Genomic DNA, 22,796 nt, shown 5'->3' on the forward strand with positions numbered 1-22,796 from the left:
ATCCGGCAGTGCCCAAAGAGGCAAAAAGTTAGATGGCGTTGAAGATTTTTTCAGCGCCATTTTTATTTACGCGTGGAAAGGAAATCCCTACGCAAACGTTTTCTTTTTCTGTTAGAATGCGCCCCGAACAGGACGACAGGGCGTAAAATCGTGGGACATATATGGTCTGGATTGATTACGCCATTATCGCGGTGATTGGTTTTTCCTGTCTGGTTAGCCTGATCCGTGGCTTTGTTCGTGAAGCATTATCGTTGGTGACTTGGGGTTGTGCTTTCTTTGTCGCCAGCCATTACTACACTTACCTGTCTGTCTGGTTTACGGGCTTTGAAGACGAACTGGTTCGAAATGGGATTGCTATCGCGATACTGTTTATCGCGACACTTATCGTCGGCGCTATCGTTAACTTTGTGATAGGCCAACTGGTGGAGAAAACAGGTCTGTCGGGTACCGACAGGGTGTTGGGGATCTGCTTCGGTGCTTTGCGCGGAGCGTTGATCGTCGCCGCCATACTGTTCTTTCTCGATACGTTTACCGGTGTGTCGAAAAGTGAAGACTGGAGTAAGTCGCAGCTGATCCCGCAGTTCAGTTTCATCATCAGATGGTTCTTTGACTATCTGCAAAGCTCGTCAAGTTTCTTGCCCAAAGTATAAATTTTGGGTCGTTGCTGAACGAGGAAAAGACGTATGTGCGGTATTGTCGGTATCGCCGGTGTTATGCCGGTAAACCAGTCGATTTATGACGCGTTAACGGTGCTCCAGCATCGTGGCCAGGATGCCGCTGGCATCATCACCATTGATGCCAACAACTGCTTCCGCTTGCGAAAAGCGAACGGCATGGTGAGCGACATTTTTGAAGCTCGCCATATGCAGCGTTTGCAGGGCAATATGGGCATCGGTCATGTGCGTTATCCAACTGCTGGCAGCTCCAGCGCCTCCGAAGCTCAACCTTTTTATGTCAACTCACCGTACGGGATCACGCTTGCCCACAACGGCAACCTGACCAACGCCCATGAGCTGCGTAAAAAGCTGTTTGAAGAAAAGCGCCGCCACATCAACACCACTTCCGATTCAGAAATCCTGCTGAATATTTTCGCCAGTGAGCTGGATAACTTCCGCCACTATCCGCTGGAAGCGGACAATATTTTTGCCGCGATCGCCGCGACGAACCGCCAGATCCGTGGTGCCTATGCCTGTGTAGCGATGATTATCGGCCACGGTATGGTTGCCTTCCGCGACCCTAACGGTATCCGTCCGTTGGTGCTGGGTAAACGCGATATTGGTGATGGCCGCACCGAGTATATGGTGGCTTCTGAAAGCGTGGCGCTGGATACCCTTGGCTTTGAATTTCTGCGCGACGTTGCGCCGGGTGAAGCGGTCTATATCACTGAAAAAGGCAACTTGTTTACCCGTCAGTGTGCGGATAATCCGGTCAGCAACCCGTGCCTGTTTGAGTACGTTTACTTTGCGCGTCCTGATTCGTTCATCGACAAGATTTCCGTCTACAGCGCCCGCGTGAATATGGGCACCAAGCTTGGCGAAAAAATTGCTCGTGAGTGGGAAGATCTGGACATCGATGTGGTGATCCCTATTCCGGAAACCTCGTGCGATATCGCGCTGGAAATTGCCCGGATTCTCGGTAAACCGTACCGTCAGGGCTTTGTGAAAAACCGATACGTCGGCCGTACCTTTATCATGCCGGGTCAGCAACTGCGTCGTAAATCTGTGCGTCGTAAGCTGAATGCCAACCGTGCTGAATTCCGCGATAAGAACGTGCTGTTGGTAGACGATTCCATCGTGCGCGGGACCACCTCTGAACAAATTATTGAGATGGCGCGTGAAGCCGGGGCGAAGAAAGTGTACCTGGCCTCTGCGGCACCGGAAATACGCTTCCCGAACGTCTATGGTATTGATATGCCGACGGCGACGGAGCTGATCGCTCATGGCCGCGAAGTTGACGAGATCCGCCAAATCATCGGCGCTGACGGTCTTATCTTCCAGGATCTGAACGATCTGATCGAAGCCGTCCGCGCAGAGAATCCGGATATTCAGCAGTTTGAATGTTCCGTGTTCAACGGCGTGTACGTCACCAAAGACGTTGACCAACAGTACCTCGATTTCCTCGATTCCCTGCGCAATGATGACGCTAAAGCGGTATTGCGTCAGAATGAAGCGGAAAACCTCGAGATGCACAACGAAGGGTAAGTCAGGGCATGCCGGATGGCGACGCTTTGCGTCTTATCCGGCCTATAGTCCACCATCGTTGTAGGCCGGATAAGGCGTAGCCGCCATCCGGCATTTTTATGTTACGCCTCGTCGACCCAAATCCGCATTTCACCTTCGCCACGATTGGCCCAGCTAAACCACGGAATAAACGTTAAGGTCTGCTTTTCGACCGTTGTCTGACGGGTATCAAAGCTGTACAGCGGCTTGTCACTCTCAGCGGTCAACACGCGCAGCCCTTCAGCTTGCAGCAACACTTTGCCCTTCAGCACTCCGACGCCCTGAATTTCACGCAGCTCGCTTGCTTTTGGCAGCGACAGGTTATGCAACTCAGCGCCGTTATCCGCCTGTTCCAGACAGTACACCAGCGGCCCGCGCTGAATAGCGACCTTGCCCGCAGCGTGGCGCACCAGTGGGTTGGCGTAAACGCGACGGACCGTCATCGGCAGGTTCAGGGTAATGATGTCACCTTGCTGCCACTGACGGCGCAGATGCAGATAGCCCTTAATCACTCTGCCTTGTGCCGTTTCTCCGTTGACCTGCACGTGCGGTGTTTCGCACCACGCCGGTAGACGTAGCGCGACGGTATGTTCAACGGTCTTTGGCTGGCTAAAGTGAATAGTGACCCGCTCATCCCATGGATAGTTACCGCTAATGTTCAGCGCCAGGGTCTGGTCTTTTACGCTGAACTGCGCTTCGCTCCCGGCGTAGAAGTTGATAAACAGCGCGTCCGGTCGCGGGGTGAAAATATAGTGACCAATGGCGACCAGCGTGCGGGCGATATTCGGTGGGCAGCAGGCGCAGCCGAACCAGCGCTGGCGCACCGGCTTAATGTGATCGTAAATATGGTTATGTGGAATACTTTTCGGGTACGTCTCCAGCGGATTGACGTAGAAGAAGTGCTTCCCGTCCAGCGCCATTCCACCCAACACCGTATTGTAAAATGCACGCTCCATGACGTCAGCGTAGTGCGCATCACCTTCCATTTCCAGCATGCGGCGGGCGAACATCATCAGGCCGATGGAGGCGCAGCTTTCGCCGTAAGCGGTGTCGTTCGGTAAATCGTAGTCGCTGGTAAAGGCCTCGCCGATGCCCTGCGAGCCGATACCGCCGGTGATGTACATCCGCCGCTGCACCATATTGTTCCAGATGCGCAGGCAGGTTTGGCGCTTCTCTTCATCCTGGGTGATACGGGCAATGTGCGCCAGTCCGGTCATCAGATACACCGACCGCACTGCATGACCGACCGCTTCATGCTGTTCAGCGAGCGGTTTGTGCGCATGGGTGTATGTTTTGTCTTTGATCATTCCCGGCCAGGCGTCGCCCCAACCAACCCAGTGTCGGGTACCGCCGCGTTTTTCGAACTCAATATCGTAATAGTAGGGTTGTTTGCCACGTTCCTCGACGAAATAGCAGGCCAGCGCCTGGTAGCGTGGTTCCTGAGTGGCTTCATACAGACGCATCAACGCCAGCTCGATTTCCGGGTGCCCAGGATAGCCGCGCAGTTGGCCTTCTTTGGGACCAAAAACCGTGTCGATGTGATCGGCAAAGCGACAAGCGATGTTCAGCAGTCGACGTTTTCCGGTGGCGTTGAAGAAGGCGACTGCCGCTTCAAACAGGTGTCCGGCGCAGTAGAGCTCGTGGCATTCGGCGACGTTGGTCCAGCGCAGCCCTGGCTCCTTTACGGTATACCAGGTGTTGAGATAGCCGTCGTCACACTGCGCCTGAGCCAGCAGCTCAATCACCTCGTCGGCGGTTTTTTCAAGCATTGCATCTGGCTTCTGGCACAGCGACCAGGCTACGGCTTCCAGCCATTTGGTGACATCGCTGTCCTGGAAGACCATGCCGTAAAACTCGCCGTGTTCCAGACCGGCGGCGATGCGGTAGTTAGCCAGCGCGTGGCTGGGTTCTGCCTCGGGAATTGTGTCGTTCAGTGCTTCCCATTGGTACGGGATCACTACGTCGCGAATCAAGCGTTGGTATTCACCCAGAAATGGATCGGTGATGGTGATTCGGTTGAGATCGGCTTCAATCACAGCAGACTGCATCATGTATACCTCAGGAAATGTGTGAATGTCGTTGGTGAAGATCGGTTGAAATACGCTGCATCATCGGGCCATTGAGGCGGCATTTGAGCAGGCACAGCGCCAGTGCGAGGTGGAAAATGGCCGGCACAATGCTTTGCAATAGGGTGATGCCCTGAAGAGAAGCTGCGGTCTGATTTTCAAGACCTGGCTGGTAGGCCACCATGATCAGCAGAATACTGATAATGCCGCCGGAAGATGCCCACGAGAGCTTGATGAAAAACAGATTAAAAGCGAAGTTCATCCCGGATGAGCGCACGCCGTTTTTCCATTCGCCGTAGTCGTCGGCGAAGGCCATGATTGAGAAGTGCAGGGGGAGGGTGAAGCCGAGGATCACGCCGTTTAGTGCAATGCAGCCCAGCCACAGCATGCGGTAATCAGCTCCGGTTGGCAGGAACCACATCGCAATGCCAAATACCACCAGAATCAGGTTGGTGCAGATATACAAGCGCACCATATCGAAACGCCGCGAGAGGGGATTAACGATGATCGCGCCTAAAATGCCCGCCACTGTCAGTACACCGAAAAACAGCGACATAAACCCGGCGCTGCCCTGCAGAACATACGAGATAAAGTACATGTAGCCGCCGCCGCGAATACACAGGATATTCACCAGCAGGAAGGACATCACCAGCATCATCAGTAACTGATCGTTTTTACGCAGCCCGGCCAGATGCTCACGCAGGGTAAATTTGCCGACCAGCGACAGCGGTACGCGTTCTTTCACCCACAAGAAGCACAGTAAAAACATCACCATGCCCACGCAGCACAGTACGGTGACGCCATATTGATAACCTTTGGCCAGATTGCCCTGACCAAAGAATTCCACCATCCACGGCAGACCGACCGCAACCAGAAAGCCGGCAATACCGCTTAATACAAAACGCCAGGACTGACACGACATCACCTGATCGTGGCGGTTCGTGACGGCGTTTATCAGCGCACAGTAGGGCACATTGTTGGCGGTATAGCCCAGGGAAAGCAGGAAGTAGGTACCGAATGCCCAGGCGATTTTCATGTTGGGGCTGATATCCGGGACGGTAAAGGTCAGGATACCGATAATGCCCAAGGGAACGGCTGTCCATAATTGCCACGGACGAAAGCGCCCCCAGCGACTGCGGGTTCGGTCGGCAACCACGCCCATCACAGGGTCAGAGACGGCGTCGAATATGCGTAGAACAAAAAACATTGCCCCGACGATGGCCGGGCTAAGCCCGAACACGTCGGTGTAGAAAAAAAGTAAAAAGCCGCTTATTAAATCTGAGATGCAGTGTCCACCAGCATCGCCTAATCCATAGCCTATCTTTTCGCGGGTTGAGAGCGTTTCTCCCGCATCAACGGTTTGTGCGTCAGTTTCCAGGTTATCAGCAATTGTCATAACCAATCCTCGAACAAGGGGGATGATTTAAAAAGTCATTACGGCTTATCTCTGACAGTTTTTACTAAAGATGTAACGGTTCTGAGCATAGGGCTGTACGGGTATTTCGGTATATGACGGTTTTCTTTCTCTGTGAAAATGATCCTGGTTTTTACTAGAAATAATTATTTTATAGTGATCGGCGTCACGATAGTGGCGTTGGGAGGCGCCATTAGTGGTTCTGTTAGTTATTCTGTAGGGAAATGAGGGAGAGTTAATCATTGGCGCGTTAGTGGTATTCTTAGCGCTTAAGGAACCCGACATCGACTTAACCACGCGTGACAGGTAAAAACGAACGGAATGGCAAACAAGACCCGAATCAAAGATATTGCAATGGCGTGCGGTGTGTCGATTGCCGCCGTGTCCCGGGCCCTGAAAGGGCAGCCAGGACTGAGCGAAGAGACCCGACAGCGGATACTGGCGATTGCCGAGTCTGAAGGTTACGATTTCGGTCGTTTGCGCAGTGGCCGCATTAAGCGGCTGCTATTTCTGCTGCACCGCGAGCACAATATAGCCAGTGCATTGCCGTTCTATTCCAGCGTGATGCTTGGGGTGGCTGACGCCTGCCGGGAAAACGATATTGCGATGAGTTTCTTGCCGATTGGCCCGGAAGATTCGCTGGCTGAACTCATTAATTTGCATCAGCCTGACGCGCTGATTGCCGCAGGGTATCTGGAAACGGAAACTCTGGTCGAGCTGCGTAAACTGGCACTGCCGGTCACGCTGGTGGATCTGTGGGCAGCGGATTTTCCCTGCGTCAATCCGGATAACTTTCATGGGGGCTTCATTGCGACACGGCATCTGCTTGAACAAGGGCGCAAACGCATTGCGTTTCTCGGCCATTCGCAACGCCATTACAGTATCCGCCAGCGCGTAGAAGGATATCAGCAGGCGTTATTTGACGCCGGGCTGTCTTTACCCGCGGAATATCGTGTTGAAGCACCGCCGGTCAAAGATATTGAACAGGCGCTGGTCGAGGGCATGGACAAACTGTTAGCTCTGCCGCAGCCGCCGGATGCTATCTTTGCCTATAACGATATTGCCGCGCTGGTGGCGATGCGCGTCTGCGCGCGTAAGGGGATCAACGTGCCGCAAGATATCGCGATTGTTGGCTTTGATGACATCGATGCCGCTGCCTGGGCGCATCCGGCGTTAACCACCGTGGCGGTAGATAAGCGCGAGCTTGGGCGAGATGCGTTTCGTTTACTGCTCAGCGAGCAACATGAGCGAAATTTACTGCTGCCGGTGCGGCTTGTGATCCGCGAAAGCTCGCTGAGTGCGACCGCACATTCACAGTTGCACCCTACGCGGTAATCCGGCACAGTCACGCCATGAAGAACAAAGGGCTCTCACAGTGAAACGACTCATCATTGGTATTTCTGGCGCCAGCGGTGCAATTTATGGCGTGCGGCTGTTACAGGTTTTGCGTGACGTTGCTGATGTGGAAACCCATCTGGTAATGAGTGCGGCGGCACGTCAGACCCTGGCGCTGGAAACAGACCTGTCCGTACGTGAGGTGCAGGCATTAGCCAATGTGAATCACGACGCGCGTGATATCGCCGCCAGTATTTCATCTGGCTCATTCCAGACGGCGGGGATGGTCATTCTGCCTTGTTCCATTAAAACGCTCTCCGGTATCGTCCACAGTTATACCGATGGGCTGCTGACCCGTGCCGCTGACGTGGTGCTGAAAGAGCGTCGTCCGCTGGTGCTATGCGTACGTGAGACACCGCTACATCTGGGGCATCTGCGATTGATGACCCAGGCGGCGGAAATAGGCGCGGTAATTATGCCGCCGGTTCCGGCGTTTTATCATCGTCCCCAGACGCTTGATGATGTGATTAATCAAACGGTTAACCGTGTACTTGACCAGTTCAATATTGCTCTCCCGCACGATCTGTTTACCCGCTGGCAGGGGGCATAAGCCGCTCAGCCAGCGTGCATATCTGCATTCCTTGCCCTGTTTCAGGGCAATTTTGTAACCGCGATCATATCCTCAACATTTAATTCGTTAAAACGTAACGAAACGCTGCGGTTCAACCGTCATACCTGCTATCTTCAAAATCAGGACAATATTGCAACGTTTTATTAACATATTTAACGTCGAATATCCTCATCGACGCGAAAATGGCATAAGACCTGCATGAAAAAGTCTGCAAACACACAACACAACGTAAAACATAATAAAATTTCGCCACTTGAGGGTTATGTATGAAGAAGACGGTACTTGCTTTGTCATTGCTGGTAGGACTTTCCGCCACCGCGGCCAGCTACGCAGCGCTTCCGCAGACAGTTCGTATTGGTACAGATACCACCTACGCCCCTTTTTCCTCTAAAGATGCCAAAGGGGATTTTGTCGGGTTTGATATCGATCTCGGCAATGAGATGTGTAAGCGTATGCAGATCAAATGTACCTGGGTTGCCAGTGACTTTGATGCGCTGATCCCCTCTCTGAAAGCGAAGAAAATCGATGCCATTATCTCCTCGCTGTCTATTACCGAAAAGCGCCAGCAAGAAATCGCGTTCTCAGACAAACTTTACGCCGCAGACTCACGTCTGATTGCTGCGAAGGGTTCCCCGATCCAACCGACCCTTGATTCGCTGAAGGGAAAACATGTTGGCGTACTGCAAGGCTCAACCCAGGAAGCCTATGCTAACGATACCTGGCGCAGCAAAGGCGTGGATGTGGTGGCCTATGCGAACCAGGATCTTATCTATTCTGACCTGACGGCAGGACGTCTGGATGCCGCGTTGCAGGATGAAGTTGCGGCTAGCGAAGGATTCCTGAAACAGCCTGCGGGCAAGGACTACGATTTTGCGGGTCCTTCGGTAAAAGACAAAAAGTACTTTGGTGATGGAACCGGGATTGGCTTACGCAAAGATGACGCAGAGCTGAAAGCGGCCTTTAATAAAGCGCTCGGCGAACTGCGTCAGGATGGGACTTACGACAAAATGGCGAAAAAGTACTTTGCCTTTAATGTCTACGGCGACTAATACGCCAATACGGGAAGCGATTGCACCGTAACGGGGAACGATTACGGTGCATGATAGTTACAGTGCACTATTTTGGTGCTTTTATCGCTGACATAATGAGCATGAATGCATACTTAAGCGCTTTTCATGCAAAAAAATACCGCCAACAGGGCAGAATGCTTTGCCATGTTGGCCTGATTAATGGCACGATAACTGCACCTGGTCCTGTAAAGATCCCCTATAAAAGACAGTCTGTTGAGGATAGTTATGAAAAAACTGGTGTTGTCTCTTTCTCTGGTTCTGGCGTTCTCCAGTGCTACCGCAGCATTTGCCGCTATTCCGCAAAAAGTGCGGATCGGTACCGACCCCACTTATGCCCCGTTTGAATCGAAAAATTCGCAGGGTGAATTAGTCGGTTTTGACATCGATCTGGCAAAAGAACTGTGCAAGCGTATTAATACACAATGTACCTTCGTTGAAAACCCGCTGGATGCGCTGATCCCTTCGTTAAAAGCGAAGAAAATTGATGCCATCATGTCGTCACTTTCGATCACTGAAAAACGTCAGCAGGAAATCGCCTTTACCGACAAGCTTTATGCAGCAGACTCTCGTCTGGTGGTTGCGAAAGATTCGGCTATCCAGCCGACCATTGAATCGCTGAAAGGCAAGCGTGTCGGTGTACTGCAGGGCACGACTCAGGAAACGTTTGGCAATGAACACTGGGCGCCGAAAGGTATTGAAATTGTCTCCTATCAGGGGCAGGACAATATCTACTCTGACCTGACGGCCGGGCGTATTGACGCCGCGTTCCAGGATGAAGTTGCGGCCAGCGAAGGTTTCCTGAAGCAGCCGGTAGGCAAAGATTACAAATTCGGCGGCCCGTCTGTGAAAGACGAGAAATTGTTCGGAGTGGGTACCGGTATGGGGCTGCGCAAAGAGGATAACGAACTGCGCGAAGCACTGAATAAAGCGTTTGCAGAAATGCGCGCTGACGGAACTTACGAGAAGCTGGCGAAAAAGTACTTTGATTTTGATGTTTATGGCGGTTAATCACCGCTGGTGCTGATAAAGCCCGTAGATTTTTGACGTGTTGAATTTATGCCTGATGGCGCTGCGCTTATCAGGCCTACAGCGATTTTGTAGGCCGGATAAGGCAATGCCGCCATCCGGCATTTAACAGTTTGTCTGAAATCAAAAGAGGCTTCTTACTTCACCACACACGACAGGACAGGCAGCATGTTGTATGGCTTTTCAGGTGTTATTTTACAGGGCGCAATCGTGACGCTTGAGCTTGCTCTTAGCTCGGTGGTACTGGCGGTTCTGATAGGCCTTGTCGGCGCGGGCGCAAAGCTGTCGCAAAACCGGGCAATGGCGCTGATTTTCGAAGGGTACACGACGTTGATCCGTGGGGTACCCGATCTCGTCTTGATGTTGCTCATTTTCTACGGATTACAAATCGCACTGAACACGGTCACTGACGCGGTTGGTATCAGCCAGATTGATATTGATCCGATGGTGGCGGGGATTATTACGCTCGGTTTTATCTACGGTGCCTATTTTACTGAAACGTTCCGTGGCGCGTTTATGGCGGTTCCAAGAGGCCATATTGAAGCGGCGACGGCGTTTGGGTTTACCTCTTCGCAGATTTTTCGCCGGATTATGTTCCCGGCGATGATGCGCTACGCGCTGCCGGGGATTGGCAATAACTGGCAGGTCATTTTGAAGGCGACGGCGCTGGTTTCGCTGCTCGGACTGGAAGACGTGGTGAAAGCGACGCAGCTTGCCGGGAAGAGCACCTGGGAGCCATTCTATTTTGCCGTCGTGTGCGGGCTTATCTATCTGGTGTTTACCACCGTGTCTAATGGTGTGCTGCTGTACCTTGAGCGCCGCTACTCTGTGGGTGTGAAGAGGGCTGACCTGTGATTGAGATTATTCAGGAGTACTGGAAATCCCTGCTGTGGACCGACGGCTATCGCTTTACCGGCGTAGCGATCACCCTGTGGTTGCTGATTTCATCCGTAGTGATGGGCGGCATTCTGGCGCTGTTTTTGGCGATTGGTCGCGTATCCAGCAATAAGTTTATCCAGTTCCCCATTTGGCTATTTACCTATATTTTCCGTGGCACGCCGCTTTACGTTCAGCTACTGGTGTTTTATTCCGGGATGTACACGCTGGAAATTGTCAAAGGGACGGACCTTCTCAACGCGTTTTTCCGCAGCGGGCTGAATTGCACCGTGCTGGCATTAACGCTGAATACCTGCGCCTATACCACCGAGATCTTTGCCGGGGCGATTCGTTCGGTGCCTCATGGTGAGATTGAAGCCGCACGCGCTTACGGTTTTTCTTCATTCAAGATGTATCGCTGCATTATTTTGCCCTCCGCATTGCGTATTGCGCTGCCTGCGTACAGCAATGAGGTTATTTTAATGCTGCACTCAACGGCGCTGGCCTTTACGGCCACGGTACCGGATTTGTTGAAAATTGCCCGCGATATCAACTCGGCGACCTACCAGCCGTTTACCGCCTTCGGTATTGCCGCCGTGCTGTATTTGATGATTTCGTATGTCCTGATCAGTCTGTTCCGTAAAGCGGAAAAACGCTGGTTGCAGCATGTAAAACCTTCGACGCACTGAGAACATGATGTCTGAGAATAAATTAAACGTTATCGATTTACACAAACACTACGGCGAACATGAAGTGCTGAAAGGGGTATCGCTGCAGGCCAATGCGGGTGATGTGATCAGTATTATCGGCTCGTCAGGCTCTGGCAAAAGTACGTTCCTGCGCTGTATTAACTTTCTTGAAAAACCGAGCGCCGGGTCGATTGTGGTCAGCGGTCAGAACATTGGCCTGGTCCGTGACAAAGACGGTCAGCTTAAGGTGGCGGATAAAAATCAGCTGCGCCTGCTGCGTACGCGCCTGACCATGGTCTTTCAACACTTTAACCTGTGGAGCCACATGACGGTGCTGGAAAACGTCATGGAAGCGCCGATTCAGGTATTAGGGCTGAACAAGCAGGAAGCCCGCGAGCGTGCGGTGAAATATCTGGCTAAAGTGGGTATTGATGAACGCGCTCAGGGTAAGTATCCGGTGCACCTGTCCGGTGGTCAGCAGCAGCGTGTCTCCATTGCGCGCGCGCTGGCTATGGAGCCGGAGGTTCTGCTGTTTGATGAACCGACGTCAGCGCTTGACCCAGAGCTGGTGGGGGAAGTATTGCGTATCATGCAACAGCTGGCCGAAGAGGGGAAAACCATGGTGGTCGTCACCCACGAAATGGGGTTTGCCCGTCATGTCTCCACGCACGTGATTTTCCTGCATCAGGGGAAAATTGAAGAAGAAGGCGATCCGGAGCAGGTCTTCGGTAATCCGCAAAGTCCACGTTTACAGCAGTTCCTTAAAGGATCGCTGAAATAAGCGCTCGATTGCCCGGTGGCGTTTTTGTTGCTTACCGGGCCTTCGGCTTCCCGCACTCCAGACGATAACCCCAGTCGTCATAATGCACACCATTCACTTCATAGGCTTGCTCGAGTACCTGTGTGCGCACAAAACCGGTCTTTTCCAGTATGCGTACCGAGCCTTTGTTGTCCGCCAGCACCCACGCGTTTATTGCCATTACGCCAGCGTGTTCAAAGGCATAGTCGCACACCGCGCGTACCGCTTCACTGGCAATCCCTTTTCCCTGAGCGCGTGAAATAATGCAATAGCCAATATCAGCCTCTTGCGGAAAGTGATGACTAATCTGCAAGCCAATATCACCGAGCGGAGTCGCGTCATGATGTTGGCGGATGACAAACGTATGGGGTGCATTAAGACGCCGGGCGAACAGCAGGCGTGTTTCTTTTACCGGGGAGATAGTGCCCATAAAGCGCATGATGTCCGGGTTTTCGCGTAGTCGCAGGAAAAACGGCCAGTCAGTCGGTTGAAACGGGGAGAGGATAAGTCGCGGGGTGGTAATTATCGCCATAAATTCGCCATTACAGAAGTCAGGCTTATAACCTTACCACCGTAATGGCGACAGTGAACAGTCTTCGCGCTTATCGAATGACGTCGGCCAGTGCTTCCTCTAAATCATACCAGCGAAATGCAAAACCAGACGCTTCCAGCCGCTTAGGTAATGCGCGCTGACCGCCGAGAACCAGCACCGAGGATTCCCCCATCAGCAAGCGCATTGCGGTTGCGGGAACGCGTAAGACAGCAGGGCGATTCAGCGCATGGCCCAACGCATGGGCAAATTGCTCATTACGCACCGGGTACGGCGAGACCATATTGAACGGACCACGCAAATCGTTATCCAGCAGCCAGATGATCGCATTGACCATATCATCAATATGGATCCAGGCCAGATACTGACGTCCGTTACCGATGGGGCCGCCCAGACCAAGGCGAAACGGCGGAACCATTTTTCCGAGGATACCGCCCGCAGGTGCCAGTACGACACCGGTACGCAGCAGGCATACGCGCGTGTTATCGCTTTGCGCGCCGCAGGCAATTTGCTCCCACCGGGCGCAGAGCTTATGGGTAAATTCATTGTGTGGCGGTTCTTCTTCCGTGACGACGACTTCACCTAAGTCACCGTAGTATCCGGCAGCCGAACCTGAGATCAACGCTGTCGGTGGCGTATCGCTGGCGTTGATTAAATCGACCAGTTTCTGGGTGATACCCCAGCGACTTTGGCACAAACGCTCCTTTTGCTCAGCCGTCCAGCGCTTATCGGCGATGGGCTCTCCGGCAAGGTTAACAATCGCGTCGATGCCATTGAGGTTGGGCCTGTCCTCCAGCCCTTTCCACAGCGTAACCCGGGAGTCCAGAATCTGACGGGCCTTATCAGGGGTACGTGTTACAACGCTTATCTGATGCCCCAATTCCAGCAAACGGGGGATCAGATGGCGTCCAATCAGGCCAGTACCACCGGTAATCAGAATCTGCATATTGCCTCCCGGATAACGATTAGCGCTGCCAGCTCAGCGTCATGGACACGGAGTCGGCGTAACGCAATGCGTGAAGTTTATCGATCTCTACTTCAGCATAAGTGACCCAGTGATGTTCGCGTGCGATATCGAGCACATCTTGGGTTAATTTTTCTAACAATGAGAAGCGGTTACTCTCTACGTGCGAAATAATGCTCTTGGTAATGGTGCGATAATTCAACGCATCGTTGATATCTTCGCTGGCGCGGGCTTTGTCTGCCGGGTAGTGGATGGCGATGTTAATGACGATATCCTGACGGTTCAGGATCTCCTCTTCTTTGATGCCAATAAACGTGCGCAGACGAAGGTTTTTTATACGAATAATTGCGTCAGGTTGTGACATTGCAGGTTTCCTCCATGTATGAACCTCTTAATGATACACGAGAATCGAATCGCGTTACCGGTTCTCACTCGGCGCGTGCTGCAGCGCACGTTCCGTGGCGGGACGGGTACGAATGCGTTCGTACCAGTTATTAACCGCCGGATAGGTATCGAGGTCGATACGCTGACGCTGACGAGCATGAATCCACGGCCAGCAAGCAATATCCGCAATGCTGTAGTGATCGCCACCTAACCAGGGGGACATTTCCAGACGTTTGTTCATCACGTTGTACAGACGCTGAGTTTCAACCTGATAGCGCTCAATGGCGTAAGGGATGGTTTGGGGGGCAAAATGATTAAAATGATGATTCTGGCCCAACATGGGACCCAGACCGCTCACCTGCCAGAACAGCCACTGCAACGTGGTGTGGCGTTCGCGTAATTCACCGCTGAGTAGCTTGCCGCTCTTCTCCGCCAGATACAGCAAAATTTCACCCGATTCAAACAGGCTGAGCGGCTTACCGCCGTCCTCCGGGGCGTTATCGATAATGGCCGGGATTTTATTGTTCGGCGAGATCTGCAGAAAATCCGGATGAAATTGATTCCCTTTGCTGATATCGACAGGAATCAGACGGTATTTCAACTGCGCCTCTTCGAGAAACAGCGTGATTTTGTGACCGTTGGGCGTTGGTGTGTAGTAGAGGTCGATCATTTTCAGCGTCCGTTGAGTGATGAACCGGGTCATGACAAGTATAGAGCCTGTTGGCGTGCGTGAGTTTTCATCAAGTGACAGGGTGAGAAAGACTCTATATTTTGAAAGCTAGCCAATCCAATCCCGAGGTCATTATGAGCAAACCTGCAATTACGCTGTGGTCAGATGCCAACTTTTTCTCCCCCTATGTGTTGTCCGTTTACGTTGCGCTACAGGAGAAAGGGCTGCCTTTTACGCTGAAAACCGTTGATCTCAGTGCGGGCGAGCATTTACAACCCACCTGGCAAGGATATGCGCTGACGCGTCGCGTCCCGGTTCTTGAGATTGACGGTTTTGAATTGAGCGAATCATCGGCGATTGCCGAGTTCCTGGAAGAGACCTTCTCGCCGCCGCAGTGGGAACGCATCTATCCGCATGATGTGCAAAAACGCGCGCGAGCCCGCCAGGTTCAGGCGTGGATCCGCAGCGACCTGATGCCTATTCGTGAAGAACGTTCCACGGACGTTGTGTTTGCCGGGGTGAAGAAAGCGCCGTTGAGTGAAGCGGGTAAAGCCAGCGCAGAAAAATTGTTCGCCACGGCGGGAAGTTTGCTTGCTCATGGGAAACAAAATTTATTTGGCGAATGGTGTATCGCAGATTGTGATTTAGCGCTAATGCTTAATCGTCTGGTGCTAAACGGAGATGACGTTCCACAGGCGTTAGCAGACTACGCCACCTTCCAGTGGCAGCGGGCTTCGGTACAACGTTTTATCGCGCTTTCAGCGAAGCGTTCCTGCTGATAATCGAGCGATAATCCAGTATCATTAAACGGTATTATACGACGAGGAGTGAGTGATGAAGCTGATGTTCGCATCGGACATTCATGGGTCGTTGCCAGCCACGGAGCGCGTACTTGAACTGTTTGCCCAAAGCGGGGCGCGATGGCTGGTGATATTGGGTGATATTTTAAACCACGGACCGCGTAATGCGCTGCCACAAGGTTATGCACCTGCGCAGGTTGCTGACCGCTTGAACGCGCTGGCGTCACGTATTATTGCGGTACGCGGTAATTGCGATAGCGAAGTGGATCAGATGCTCCTGCATTTTCCAATAACTGCGCCATGGCAGCAGGTTCTGATGGATAATCAGCGGCTCTTTTTGACGCATGGGCATCTTTATGGCCCGGAAAACCTCCCGGCGCTGAATGCGGGTGATGTGCTGGTTTATGGGCATACGCATCTGCCGGTTGCCGAGAAGCGTGGTGATATTTACCACTTTAACCCCGGCTCGGTCAGTATTCCGAAAGGGGGTTTTACGGCAAGTTACGGGATTCTGGATGATAATGTTCTCAGCGTAATGGCACTCAATGATCAAAGTATCATTGCGCAGATCGAGATTAATCCGTAAGTTACCCCACAAACGTAAACGCGCCGTAAGAGCGCTAGAAAAAAGAAGGTTTCCTGATGGTGGAACAGCATCGTTTGGCAAGTACGGAATGGGTGGATATTGTGAATGAAGACAATGAAGTCATCGCACAGTCCAGCCGTGAACAAATGCGGGCGCAGCGCTTACGTCATCGCGCAACGTATATCGTCGTGCATGATGGTATGGGCAAAATTCTGGTTCAGCGTCGTACCGAGACAAAAGATTTTTTGCCCGGCATGCTGGATGCTACCGCGGGTGGTGTTGTTCAGGCTGATGAGCAAATGCTTGAATCTGCCCGCCGTGAAGCGGAAGAAGAGTTGGGCATTGCAGGCGTACCGTTTGCTGAACACGGTCAGTTTTATTTTGAGGACCAACACTGTCGCGTATGGGGAGGGCTGTTTAGCTGCGTATCCCACGGGCCGTTCGCGCTGCAGGAAGAAGAAATTAGCGAAGTCTGCTGGCTAACGCCGGAAGAAATTACCGCGCGCTGTGATGAGTTCACACCGGACTCGCTGAAAGCGCTGGCGCTGTGGATGACCCGCAACGCCAAGAATGAAGGGGCGAAAGCCGAAAAACAGGAAGAGGCGGAGTAAACACCGCTTATCCAGCCTACCCAGTAATGCAATCGGGTAGGCCGGGTGACACGCTTTGACATCGCCACCCGGCGTTGTGAATTAGTGATACCCCATTATCTGCGCACCAATCACCACCACGCTGGACATAATAAACAGCAGGCCCAGCAGTGTGGCACCTACCTTCAGCCAGTTACGGAAGTCCACCCGGCAAACGCCTAACGTCGCCATCAATGATGCTGATGTTGGATAGATAATGTGGCTGAATCCGTCACCAAACTGGAAGGCCAGCACGGTCACCTGACGGTTTACGCCGACCAGATCGCCCAGAGGCGCTAATAGTGGCATAGTGAGCGCTGCCTGACCCGAACCGGAAGTGACGAAGAAATTAAATACCGCCTGGAACAGCAGCATAAACCACGCCGCAATGGCATTGTCCAGGCCGCTAATGCCGTTGGCAATGCTGTGCAGCAGGGTATTCAGCACACTCGCATCGCCTGCCTCACCATTACCAACCAGCAGTAATATCCCCTTGGCAAAACCGACCAGCAGGGCCGGGGCAATCATCATGCGTGCCCCCTCAGTGAATGAGGAAGCCATGATGTTAACCGTCATTCCGTTGAGCCGGAAGACAACGCCGATAATGCCAATCACCAGACCCATAGTGAAAAACTGGCTGGCGATTTCAGGAATGAACCATGCGTTGACGATAACGCCCCAGACAACCCAGATCATTACCGCAGTGAGGACGATCAGTACCAGCCAGTCACCCAGCGTGAAGCGTCGCTCTACCACCTCGTCCTGCTGTTCGCGGAAAAAACGGTCTGATTCATGAACGCGGGATAGCAGGGGGTTTTTCTTGATGCGTGTTGCGTAGGCCAGCGTAAAAGTCAGGCCAATCATTGTGGCAACGACCCACACCACGATACGCAAACCAGAGCCGGAGAGTACCGGGACGCCTGCAATGCCCTGTGCGACAACCACACAGAACGGGTTCATCCATGAACTGGCAAAGCCGATTTGGGTGGCAATGTAGGTCACCAGCACGGTGGTAATACTGTCATAACCTAAGCGCACCATGAGTGGGGCGATGATAATGGCAAAGGCGACCGCCTCTTCTCCCATACCAAAGACCGCGCCACCCAATGAGAAGAGGATAAACAGCACCGGGATGAACAAGACCTCGTTACCCCGGGTATGGCGGATGAGCGCCAGGATGCCGTTATCAATGGTTCCGGTGCGCATAACAATGCCAAACGCGCCGCCGATCACCAGCATAAACATAATGATGCCAACGGCAGTACCGAATTTAGAGCCGGAGGTTAACCCTTCGAACGGAAAATTCATCAGCCCGGGACTTTCATCGCCGGTGGTGAAAAATTTCACCCGGTGATACTGCTCTTCGCCGGCATCGTTGGTCAGAATGCGAAAAGAGTGGGGATCGACCACTTTACGGGTTTTGGTTTGCCCATCAACCTGGTACTGCACTTCTTGACTGTCGAACATGCCGACGGGAACAACCCAGGTGGCCAGGCTGGTTAAAATAGCGACGAAAAAAATAATCACCAGCGTATCGGGCATAGCCCATTTTTTCGCGGATTGTGATTCTGTAACTGCAGACATGACAGACTATCCCTGTTGCAAAGCAAAGAGACTAAGTATGAGAAGAGAAGAATAGTTATTCATTGATGCAGCGCAGCTAAGCAAAATTTTCAGAATTTGCGACTGCAATTGCGGAGATAAAAAAGCCGGAAATATCAGCTATTTCCGGCTTTCATGAGCATGATGTGTAGGCCGGATAAGGCGCTTGGCGCCACTATCCGACACACGCAGCAAATTACTGCTGTTGCTGGGAAGACTGGATCGCGGTCAGTGCGATGGTGTAGACGATATCGTCTACCAGCGCGCCACGAGACAGATCGTTCACCGGCTTGCGCATACCCTGCAGCATCGGCCCGATGGAGATCAGGTCGGCAGAACGCTGTACCGCTTTGTAGGTGGTGTTACCGGTGTTCAGATCCGGGAAGATGAACACGGTAGCGCGACCTGCAACCGGAGAGTTCGGCGCTTTAGATTTCGCAACGTCAGCCATAACAGCGGCGTCGTACTGCAGCGGACCGTCGATCATCAGGTCTGGACGTTTTTCCTGAGCCAGACGTGTTGCTTCGCGGACTTTTTCAACGTCGCTACCTGCACCAGAGGTGCCGGTAGAGTAGGAGAGCATCGCTACGCGAGGTTCAATACCGAAGGCCGTTGCGGAGTCTGCGGACTGGATGGCGATTTCTGCCAGCTGTTCTGCAGTCGGATCCGGGTTGATCGCGCAGTCGCCGTAAACGTAAACCTGATCCGGCAGCAGCATGAAGAACACAGAAGACACCAGAGAGCTGCCCGGTGCAGTTTTGATCAGCTGCAGCGGTGGGCGAATGGTGTTTGCGGTGGTGTGAACAGCACCGGAAACCAGGCCGTCAACGTCGTCCTGCTCCAGCATCAGGGTACCGAGAACCACGTTGTCTTCCAGCTGTTCGCGGGCAACGGTTTCAGTCATACCTTTGTTTTTACGCAGTTCGACCAGGCGGGCCACGTAGCTCTCGCGAACCACATCCGGGTCAACGATTTCTACGCCTGCGCCCAGTTCAACACCCTGAGACGCTGCAACACGGGTGATTTCATCCGGGTTACCCAGCAGTACGCAGGTCGCGATACCACGTTCAGCACAGATAGCTGCCGCTTTAACAGTACGCGGTTCGTCGCCTTCTGGCAGAACTACGCGTTTGCCTGCTTTACGCGCCAGCTCGGTCAGCTGGTAGCGGAACGCTGGCGGAGACAGACGACGGCTGCGCTCAGAGGTCGCAGTCAGGGATTCAACCCAGTCAGCGTTGATGTAGTTAGCAACGTATTCCTGAACTTTCTCGATGCGCTCGTGATCGTCAACCGGGACTTCCAGGTTGAAGCTCTGCAGGCTCAGGGAGGTCTGCCAGGTGTTGGTGTTTACCATGAATACCGGCAGACCGGTTTCGAATGCACGTTCGCACAGTTTTGTAATGCGCGCGTCCATTTCGTAACCGCCAGTCAGCAGCAGAGCACCGATTTCTACGCCGTTCATTGCCGCCAGGCATGCTGCAACCAGCACGTCAGGACGATCGGCAGAGGTCACCAGCAGAGAACCGGCACGGAAATGCTCGAGCATGTGCGGAATGCTGCGTGCGCAGAAAGTCACAGACTTCACGCGACGGGTATTGATATCGCCTTCGTTAACGATGGTGGCGTTCAGGTGACGCGCCATATCGATTGCACGAGTGGCGATCAGATCAAAGCTCCACGGCACCGCGCCCAGAACCGGCAGCGGGCTGGATTCTTGCAGTTTAGCCGGGTCAACTTTAACCACTTTCGCTTTGGAGGAGTCGTCAAAAATTTCGGACAGATCCGGGCGAGTACGGCCCTGCTCATCAACCGGTGCGTTCAGTTTGTTAACGATAACGCCGGTGATGTTGGTATTTTTAGCGCCGCCGAAGCTGCTGCGAGTCAGTTCAATACGCTCGTTCAGCTGTTCCGGGGTGTCAGTGCCCTGAGACATTACGAAGACGATTTCCGCATTCAGCGTTTTCGCAATTTCGTAGTTCAGAGACTGAGCGAACTGGTGCTTACGGGTTGGGACCAGGCCTTCAACCAGCACCACTTCAGCATTTTTGGTGTTCGCGTGATAGTTTGCGATGATCTCTTCCATCAGCACATCTTTCTGATTGCTGGAGAGCAGAGACTCAACGTGGCTCATCTTCAGCGGCTCAGCGGCTGGCAGAGACGAGTTCGCACGGACAATCGCAGTAGTCTGGTCTGGCGCATCGCCACCGGCACGCGGTTGAGCGATCGGCTTAAAGACGCTCAGACTTACGCCTTTACGTTCCATTGCACGGATCACGCCAAGGCTGACGCTGGTCAGACCGACGCTGGTTCCGGTAGGGATCAGCATAATAATACGGGACACGGTTTATCCTCTTTCGTTACCGTCGATTTCGACGGGTTACAAAACAGCACCGCCAGCTAGGCTGGCGGTGTGAAATCAGGCAGTCAGACGGCTCGCGTCTTGCGCGATAACCAGTTCTTCGTTGGTTGGGATAACCACCGCAGGACGGGTACCTTCTTTGTTGATGAAACCAGATTTGCCGAAACGTGCGGCCAGGTTACGTTCGTGGTCAACGTCAAAGCCCAGAACGCCCAGTTTGCCCAGGGACAGTTCACGAACCATCGCGGCGTTTTCACCGATACCACCGGTGAAGACGACGGCGTCCAGACGACCGTCCATCAGTGCAGTGTAAGAACCGATGTATTTCGCCAGACGGTGACAGTAAACGTCCATTGCACGTTTAGCGTCTTCTTTGGTCTCGTAGTTGTCTTCAACATAGCGGCAGTCGCTGGTGACTTCGGTCAGGCCCAGCAGGCCAGACTCTTTGGTCAGCATTTTGTTGATTTGGTCAACGCTCATGCCCAGGGTGTCGTGCAGGTGGAAGATAATCGCCGGGTCGATGTCACCGGAACGCGTACCCATCACCAGACCTTCCAGCGGGGTCAGACCCATGGAGGTATCAACACATTTACCGTTACGGATAGCAGACACAGAACCACCGTTGCCCAGGTGGCAAGTGATGATGTTCAGTTCATCAACCGGTTTGTTCAGCATTTTTGCCGCTTCTTGAGTGACGAAGAAGTGGCTGGTGCCGTGTGCGCCATAGCGACGAACACCGTGCTCTCTGTACAGGCTGTACGGCAGAGCGTAGAGGTAAGATTCTTCCGGCATAGTCTGATGGAACGCGGTGTCAAACACGGCCACGTTTTTGTCTTTCAGATTAGGGAAAGATTTCAGTGCTTCTGCAATACCGATCAGGTGAGCCGGGTTGTGCAGCGGTGCGAAAGAGGCAGAATCTTTGATGCCCTGAATAACGGAGTCATCGATAACCACGGAGCTGGTATACTTCTCGCCGCCGTGTACGATACGGTGACCAATCGCAGTCAATTGCGCGGACAATTCCGGTTTTTGTGCCAGAATAGTGTTAACGATGAAGTTCAGCGCTTCACTGTGAGCGGCGCCTGCACCTAAAGCCGCTTCTTGTTTACCGCCGTCCATTTTCCACTTGATACGTGCTTCTGGAAGATGGAAACATTCGGCTAAACCAGAAAGGTATTCTTCACCGTTTACTGCATCGATGATGGCAAATTTCAGTGAGGAGCTACCGCAGTTCAGAACCAGTACTAACTTACTCGACATGGAAGTACCTATTTATGGATACGTGGCTAAAAAAACGTCATGGAGTCAAAGAGCGTAGCGCATGATGACACCGACGTTTATGATTAACATCATGCGCCGTTGTCTTTTTGGGCATGATGGAATAAATACCTTTGAGTCTATGTCATTTTGCGTATTTTTCAGCCAATGGCATACTGTATGCCAATTTGACGACTCAATGATTTTGGACTAAAGGCCTTACAGGCCGACACAGGATACCTGATTGTGGGTATCGAAGACAAAATGTTTTGAACGATGTCCCTTGCAGTTGTTGTTTTGCACAAATTTTTTAAATTTTATATGTGAAGTTGAGGTAACCGCCATGTCGACACCGGATAATCGCTCCGTAAATTTTTTCAGTTTGTTTCGCCGGGGGCAGCACTACGCTAAGACGTGGCCGATGGAAAAGCGCCTGGCGCCCGTATTTGTTGAGAATCGCGTAATCCGCATGACGCGTTACGCGACCCGTTTTATGCCGCCGATTGCCGTCTTTACCCTGTGCTGGCAAATCGCGCTGGGTGGGCAACTGGGACCGGCCGTAGCGACCGCGCTGTTTGCGCTCAGCCTGCCAATGCAGGGCATGTGGTGGTTAGGTAAACGTTCCGTTACGCCGTTGCCGCCCTCGATTCTCAACTGGTTCTATGAAGTCCGGGGTAAATTACAAGAGGCCGGCCAGGCACTAGCTCCGGTGGAAGGGAAGCCTGATTATCAAGCGCTAGCTGACACGCTTAAGCGCGCCTTCAAACAACTGGATAAAACTTTTCTCGATGATTTGTAATTGACCCCTGATTACGCATATAAAAGAAGGCATAAGATGCCTTCTTTTTTTTCATCGCAGCAGTAGTGATA

Annotated in this window: 22 protein-coding genes; 13 read left to right on the top strand and 9 right to left on the bottom strand. The window is 52.7% G+C overall.

Features of this window, described 5'->3' with window-relative positions:
• The first annotated feature begins 161 nt into the window (after positions 1-161).
• Both cvpA and purF read left to right on the top strand, forming a co-directional pair.
• Entirely contained in the window at positions 162-650 is a 489-nt protein-coding gene (cvpA, locus tag FCH32_RS01145; RefSeq protein WP_096756345.1) for a colicin V production protein, read from the top strand.
• 33 nt (positions 651-683) lie between these two features.
• Entirely contained in the window at positions 684-2,201 is a 1,518-nt protein-coding gene (purF, locus tag FCH32_RS01150; protein ID WP_096756346.1) for an amidophosphoribosyltransferase, read from the top strand.
• Between the two features lie 101 nt (positions 2,202-2,302).
• Here purF and FCH32_RS01155 read toward each other — a convergent pair whose 3' ends face one another.
• Positions 2,303-4,270 (bottom strand): glycoside hydrolase family 127 protein, encoded by a 1,968-nt coding sequence (locus FCH32_RS01155; protein WP_174360330.1) that lies wholly within the window; start codon positions 4,268-4,270, stop codon positions 2,303-2,305.
• Between the two features lie 7 nt (positions 4,271-4,277).
• Complete coding sequence (locus tag FCH32_RS01160) at positions 4,278-5,681, bottom strand: MFS transporter (RefSeq protein WP_146716691.1); 1,404 nt, start codon at positions 5,679-5,681, stop codon at positions 4,278-4,280.
• Positions 5,682-6,020: 339 nt separating this feature from the next.
• Here FCH32_RS01160 and FCH32_RS01165 point away from each other — a divergent pair, with 339 nt between their 5' ends.
• From FCH32_RS01165 to hisP, 7 genes are all read left to right on the top strand, one after another.
• On the top strand, positions 6,021-7,034 hold the full coding sequence (locus FCH32_RS01165) for a LacI family DNA-binding transcriptional regulator (protein ID WP_117343401.1): 1,014 nt from the start codon (positions 6,021-6,023) through the stop codon (positions 7,032-7,034).
• Between the two features lie 40 nt (positions 7,035-7,074).
• Complete coding sequence (locus FCH32_RS01170; protein ID WP_174360331.1) at positions 7,075-7,644, top strand: UbiX family flavin prenyltransferase; 570 nt, start codon at positions 7,075-7,077, stop codon at positions 7,642-7,644.
• Positions 7,645-7,931: 287 nt separating this feature from the next.
• Positions 7,932-8,714 carry a lysine/arginine/ornithine ABC transporter substrate-binding protein ArgT gene (gene argT / locus FCH32_RS01175; protein ID WP_096756351.1) on the top strand — a complete coding sequence of 261 codons (783 nt, stop codon included), beginning with the start codon at positions 7,932-7,934 and terminating at the stop codon, positions 8,712-8,714.
• Positions 8,715-8,960: 246 nt separating this feature from the next.
• Complete coding sequence (gene hisJ, locus FCH32_RS01180) at positions 8,961-9,743, top strand: histidine ABC transporter substrate-binding protein HisJ (protein ID WP_096756352.1); 783 nt, start codon at positions 8,961-8,963, stop codon at positions 9,741-9,743.
• Between the two features lie 186 nt (positions 9,744-9,929).
• Positions 9,930-10,616 carry a histidine ABC transporter permease HisQ gene (locus FCH32_RS01185; protein ID WP_174360332.1) on the top strand — a complete coding sequence of 229 codons (687 nt, stop codon included), beginning with the start codon at positions 9,930-9,932 and terminating at the stop codon, positions 10,614-10,616.
• Positions 10,613-11,326: a histidine ABC transporter permease HisM gene (gene hisM / locus FCH32_RS01190; RefSeq protein WP_096756354.1), complete on the top strand. Its 714-nt coding sequence runs from the start codon at positions 10,613-10,615 to the stop codon at positions 11,324-11,326. The genes FCH32_RS01185 and hisM overlap by 4 nt, the downstream gene beginning before the upstream one ends.
• A 7-nt stretch (positions 11,327-11,333) precedes the next feature.
• Complete coding sequence (hisP, locus tag FCH32_RS01195) at positions 11,334-12,107, top strand: histidine ABC transporter ATP-binding protein HisP (protein ID WP_096756355.1); 774 nt, start codon at positions 11,334-11,336, stop codon at positions 12,105-12,107.
• 31 nt (positions 12,108-12,138) lie between these two features.
• On the opposite strand, the gene FCH32_RS01200 is transcribed toward hisP, so the two are convergent.
• From FCH32_RS01200 to yfcG, 4 genes are all read right to left on the bottom strand, one after another.
• A complete protein-coding gene (locus FCH32_RS01200; protein ID WP_117343403.1) occupies positions 12,139-12,657 on the bottom strand; it encodes a GNAT family N-acetyltransferase in 519 nt (172 codons plus the stop codon).
• A gap of 70 nt (positions 12,658-12,727) precedes the next feature.
• Entirely contained in the window at positions 12,728-13,621 is an 894-nt protein-coding gene (locus FCH32_RS01205) for a TIGR01777 family oxidoreductase (RefSeq protein ID WP_096756357.1), read from the bottom strand.
• A 19-nt stretch (positions 13,622-13,640) separates the two neighbouring features.
• Positions 13,641-14,003 (bottom strand): dihydroneopterin triphosphate 2'-epimerase, encoded by a 363-nt coding sequence (gene folX, locus FCH32_RS01210; protein ID WP_096756358.1) that lies wholly within the window; start codon positions 14,001-14,003, stop codon positions 13,641-13,643.
• A gap of 54 nt (positions 14,004-14,057) precedes the next feature.
• The gene (yfcG, locus tag FCH32_RS01215) at positions 14,058-14,693 is read right to left on the bottom strand and encodes a GSH-dependent disulfide bond oxidoreductase (protein ID WP_174360517.1); all 636 of its coding nucleotides are present in this window, start codon (positions 14,691-14,693) and stop codon (positions 14,058-14,060) included.
• Positions 14,694-14,827: 134 nt separating this feature from the next.
• Between yfcG and yfcF the strand changes: the two genes are divergently transcribed.
• Genes yfcF through yfcD form a run of 3 tightly spaced genes read left to right on the top strand, consistent with a single transcriptional unit; the run spans position 14,828 to position 16,690 of the window.
• Entirely contained in the window at positions 14,828-15,472 is a 645-nt protein-coding gene (gene yfcF / locus FCH32_RS01220; protein ID WP_135911678.1) for a glutathione transferase, read from the top strand.
• Positions 15,473-15,527: 55 nt separating this feature from the next.
• Positions 15,528-16,079: a phosphodiesterase gene (gene yfcE, locus FCH32_RS01225; protein WP_135911679.1), complete on the top strand. Its 552-nt coding sequence runs from the start codon at positions 15,528-15,530 to the stop codon at positions 16,077-16,079.
• 56 nt (positions 16,080-16,135) lie between these two features.
• Positions 16,136-16,690, top strand: coding sequence for an NUDIX hydrolase YfcD (gene yfcD / locus FCH32_RS01230; protein ID WP_096756361.1), 555 nt, complete (start codon positions 16,136-16,138; stop codon positions 16,688-16,690).
• Between the two features lie 81 nt (positions 16,691-16,771).
• Here the strand turns inward: yfcD and yfcC are convergent, their stop codons facing one another.
• The 3 genes from yfcC to ackA form a co-directional block, all read right to left on the bottom strand.
• Positions 16,772-18,292 (bottom strand): putative basic amino acid antiporter YfcC, encoded by a 1,521-nt coding sequence (yfcC, locus tag FCH32_RS01235; RefSeq protein WP_117343405.1) that lies wholly within the window; start codon positions 18,290-18,292, stop codon positions 16,772-16,774.
• Between the two features lie 214 nt (positions 18,293-18,506).
• On the bottom strand, positions 18,507-20,651 hold the full coding sequence (gene pta / locus FCH32_RS01240; RefSeq protein WP_096756363.1) for a phosphate acetyltransferase: 2,145 nt from the start codon (positions 20,649-20,651) through the stop codon (positions 18,507-18,509).
• Between the two features lie 75 nt (positions 20,652-20,726).
• On the bottom strand, positions 20,727-21,929 hold the full coding sequence (gene ackA / locus FCH32_RS01245) for an acetate kinase (protein ID WP_115257905.1): 1,203 nt from the start codon (positions 21,927-21,929) through the stop codon (positions 20,727-20,729).
• A 340-nt stretch (positions 21,930-22,269) separates the two neighbouring features.
• Here ackA and yfbV point away from each other — a divergent pair, with 340 nt between their 5' ends.
• Complete coding sequence (yfbV, locus tag FCH32_RS01250) at positions 22,270-22,725, top strand: terminus macrodomain insulation protein YfbV (protein ID WP_045445597.1); 456 nt, start codon at positions 22,270-22,272, stop codon at positions 22,723-22,725.
• Positions 22,726-22,796 lie beyond the last annotated feature (71 nt).

This window comes from Citrobacter gillenii, assembly GCF_013337685.1.
In the GTDB taxonomy this organism is placed as follows: domain Bacteria; phylum Pseudomonadota; class Gammaproteobacteria; order Enterobacterales; family Enterobacteriaceae; genus Citrobacter; species Citrobacter gillenii.

Excerpts from the sequence above, each read along its gene's own strand:
- FCH32_RS01165 (WP_117343401.1), top strand. The coding sequence starts at position 6,021 with ATGGCAAACAAGACCCGAATCAAAGATATTGCAATGGCGTGCGGTGTG.
- yfbV (WP_045445597.1), top strand. The coding sequence starts at position 22,270 with ATGTCGACACCGGATAATCGCTCCGTAAATTTTTTCAGTTTGTTTCGC.
- FCH32_RS01205 (WP_096756357.1), bottom strand. The coding sequence starts at position 13,621 with ATGCAGATTCTGATTACCGGTGGTACTGGCCTGATTGGACGCCATCTG.
- hisJ (WP_096756352.1), top strand. The coding sequence starts at position 8,961 with ATGAAAAAACTGGTGTTGTCTCTTTCTCTGGTTCTGGCGTTCTCCAGT.
- cvpA (WP_096756345.1), top strand. The coding sequence starts at position 162 with ATGGTCTGGATTGATTACGCCATTATCGCGGTGATTGGTTTTTCCTGT.
- ackA (WP_115257905.1), bottom strand. The coding sequence starts at position 21,929 with ATGTCGAGTAAGTTAGTACTGGTTCTGAACTGCGGTAGCTCCTCACTG.
- yfcF (WP_135911678.1), top strand. The coding sequence starts at position 14,828 with ATGAGCAAACCTGCAATTACGCTGTGGTCAGATGCCAACTTTTTCTCC.
- argT (WP_096756351.1), top strand. The coding sequence starts at position 7,932 with ATGAAGAAGACGGTACTTGCTTTGTCATTGCTGGTAGGACTTTCCGCC.
- hisP (WP_096756355.1), top strand. The coding sequence starts at position 11,334 with ATGTCTGAGAATAAATTAAACGTTATCGATTTACACAAACACTACGGC.
- FCH32_RS01185 (WP_174360332.1), top strand. The coding sequence starts at position 9,930 with ATGTTGTATGGCTTTTCAGGTGTTATTTTACAGGGCGCAATCGTGACG.
- FCH32_RS01155 (WP_174360330.1), bottom strand. The coding sequence starts at position 4,270 with ATGATGCAGTCTGCTGTGATTGAAGCCGATCTCAACCGAATCACCATC.
- FCH32_RS01200 (WP_117343403.1), bottom strand. The coding sequence starts at position 12,657 with ATGGCGATAATTACCACCCCGCGACTTATCCTCTCCCCGTTTCAACCG.
- yfcC (WP_117343405.1), bottom strand. The coding sequence starts at position 18,292 with ATGTCTGCAGTTACAGAATCACAATCCGCGAAAAAATGGGCTATGCCC.
- yfcG (WP_174360517.1), bottom strand. The coding sequence starts at position 14,693 with ATGATCGACCTCTACTACACACCAACGCCCAACGGTCACAAAATCACG.
- yfcD (WP_096756361.1), top strand. The coding sequence starts at position 16,136 with ATGGTGGAACAGCATCGTTTGGCAAGTACGGAATGGGTGGATATTGTG.
- yfcE (WP_135911679.1), top strand. The coding sequence starts at position 15,528 with ATGAAGCTGATGTTCGCATCGGACATTCATGGGTCGTTGCCAGCCACG.
- folX (WP_096756358.1), bottom strand. The coding sequence starts at position 14,003 with ATGTCACAACCTGACGCAATTATTCGTATAAAAAACCTTCGTCTGCGC.
- FCH32_RS01160 (WP_146716691.1), bottom strand. The coding sequence starts at position 5,681 with ATGACAATTGCTGATAACCTGGAAACTGACGCACAAACCGTTGATGCG.
- purF (WP_096756346.1), top strand. The coding sequence starts at position 684 with ATGTGCGGTATTGTCGGTATCGCCGGTGTTATGCCGGTAAACCAGTCG.